Annotated in this window: 2 protein-coding genes; one reads left to right on the forward strand and one right to left on the reverse strand. The window is 36.9% G+C overall.

Translation table 11 applies throughout. The features are described 5' to 3' along the window. Nucleotides 1-289 precede the first annotated feature (289 nt). Nucleotides 290-1,429 carry an IS256 family transposase gene (locus QMD71_10015; GenBank protein MDI6841159.1) on the reverse strand — a complete coding sequence of 380 codons (1,140 nt, stop codon included), beginning with the start codon at nt 1,427-1,429 and terminating at the stop codon, nt 290-292. 159 nt (nt 1,430-1,588) lie between these two features. On the opposite strand from QMD71_10015, the gene QMD71_10020 reads away from it, so the two are divergent. After that, nucleotides 1,589-2,380 (forward strand): ABC transporter permease, encoded by a 792-nt coding sequence (locus tag QMD71_10020; GenBank protein ID MDI6841160.1) that lies wholly within the window; start codon nt 1,589-1,591, stop codon nt 2,378-2,380. The last annotated feature ends 17 nt before the right edge of the window (nt 2,381-2,397 follow it).

The following is a 2,397-nucleotide window of genomic DNA, read 5'->3' on the forward strand; positions in this document are numbered from 1 at the left end:
AAGAGGTGTACCAGAATGTATATTAGGAATACCAATGAAGTGGTTAGGCTATAACTTTGAGGATGGTATCCATAGTTATGGGTGTGGTGCTACGGGGGTTATGTCAGTAATTTTGTGTAAATTCAACATAACCTTCCTTTTCTCACGAGCTTAAATTTTCTTATCAGGGTGGATTAGCCCTGGACCACAATCCCTATTTTTATATCCTGATCACCCCCTCCATAAAAACCATCCTTTCTATAAACCTAAATTAAAAATTCTGTTTGTCAACTCCTAAAATTCCAAAAATCTACACCATAGCCCGTGTCCAGTTGTCATTCAACAGCCGGGTAATAGCATACATTATCCGAACACTACTGTCAGAATTGGGAAATATGTTCATCGGACGTGTCCGCCTTCTTACCTCACGAAATGCTCTCTCCAGAATATTTGTGGTCCTTATAGACTTCCAAAGTGCTTTATCAAACTCATAATAATGAAGACAATTAAATAAATCCTTCTCCAGGCACTTCACTGCCCTTTCTTCTTCTATTTGCCACTTCTCCTTCCACTGCTTAAATCTATTTATAGCTTCTCGTTTGCTCTCTCCCCCAAATATCAGGCTCGCCTCTCTCATACACTCCTTCTTGTTTCTCTTCCTGAGTTTAGCCCCAACATTCCTTAACTTATGAGCAATACACCTCTGAACTTTCTTAAATGGGTATATCTCACGAAGAGCTTTCAAGAGCCCAAGATTCCCATCAGTAATTATAAGTTTGAGAGACTTTCCCAAAAGCCCACGGGACTTAAGATTAATAAGAAAACCTCTCCAATTATCTGTATCTTCCACATCTACAAGTTCAAAGGATAGAATCTCACGCCTTCCATCTTTGTATATTCCGTAGGCGCAAAGCATGACCTTGCCTTCTATTCCAATTTCTCTTACCTTTTGAGTAATTCCATCAAGAAATAGAAATTCTACTGTGTCCTCAATTTGCTTTGTCTTATATTTCTCCACTTCCTCATCCAGAGATTTTTGTGCATCCGAGACTGTTTGGCGAGAAACTCTTTTCCCATAAAGCTTCTCAAGTATATTTTCCAGCTTGCGGGTGGATATTCCACTGATAAAGAGTTCACCAATTGATGTATCTATATCTGGAGCTCTTCTTTTATATTTCTCGAGTACCTTAAACTCAATTTCTCCCTTTCTTACACGAGGAACAGATAGGTCAAGCAGAGGTCCATATTTTGTGAGGAGGGTTCTTTTGTATTTCCCATTTCTGTATCCTTTGCGTGATTTTCCTCTTTCGTAGGGCAAGGCTTGTATTTGCTCTGTAAGTTCAAGCATAAGGAGTGTTTCTATGAGTACTTTCGTGCTGAAAATCACTCTTCCTTCTATTGCCTTCCATATTTCTGTTCTTGCTTCCTCTATAGTCATTCTTTTAGCCATTTTACACCTCCTGCGTTTATTTTATCACAGGAAGGCAAGCTTGTCAAATTTTACACAATTTCCCTGACATTACCCAGCGATAGAGGACATTTTTGCTGAAAAGTAACAAAAAGAAAATAGGAAGCTTGACAAATGCCTCAACTATGATAAAATATAAATGTGATCACTATATTCAGAGAAATTTATCAATACAGGGAGCTTCTTCTTTCTCTTGCTATAAGAGATATAAAAACACGATACAAACAAACTTTCTTGGGTATTGCTTGGGCTCTGTTTGTGCCACTTGTTACTATGCTTGTTTTTAGCTTTGTTTTTGTAAGGTTTGTTAAAATTGATACAGGAGGAGTTCCTTATCCTATTTTTGCTTATTGTGGTATCCTTCCATGGACATTCTTTGCCGGTTCACTTAATTTTTCAATAAACTCGTTAGTAATGAATGCTGGGCTTATCACAAAAATTTACTTCCCGAGAGAAGCCATCCCAATTGCATCAATTGCTGCAAACTTTTTAGACTTTTGTATTGCATCAGTTATACTTTTTGGATTAATGGCATGGTACCAATTTCCACTCCATTTGACAATCCTTATAGTACCGGTTATATTAATAATTCAGATTACCCTAACAGCTGGTTTAGGATTTATATTTGGAATGGCAAACCTTTTCTTCAGAGATATAAGGTATATATTTCAAGTAATTATTCCCTTATGGATGTTTGCTACTCCAGTAGTTTATCATATACCTGAAAAATATCAATGGATATACAGGATAAATCCAATGGCACCTATTATTTCTTCGTATAGACCACTGATATTAGAGGGTAAGCTACCTAAATTAGTAGTAGGTTTGAACCCTTCCCCCCTACTTATTGCATGTTTAGTATCATTAATTATTCTAATTTTGGGCATGCTATGGTTCCATCGCACATCTCCCATATTTGCAGAAAATGTATAAAATTGAATTTAAAGATG

Source organism: bacterium (assembly GCA_030018315.1).
In the GTDB taxonomy this organism is placed as follows: domain Bacteria; phylum Hydrothermota; class UBA3073; order JACQXS01; family JAGMCI01; genus JASEGA01.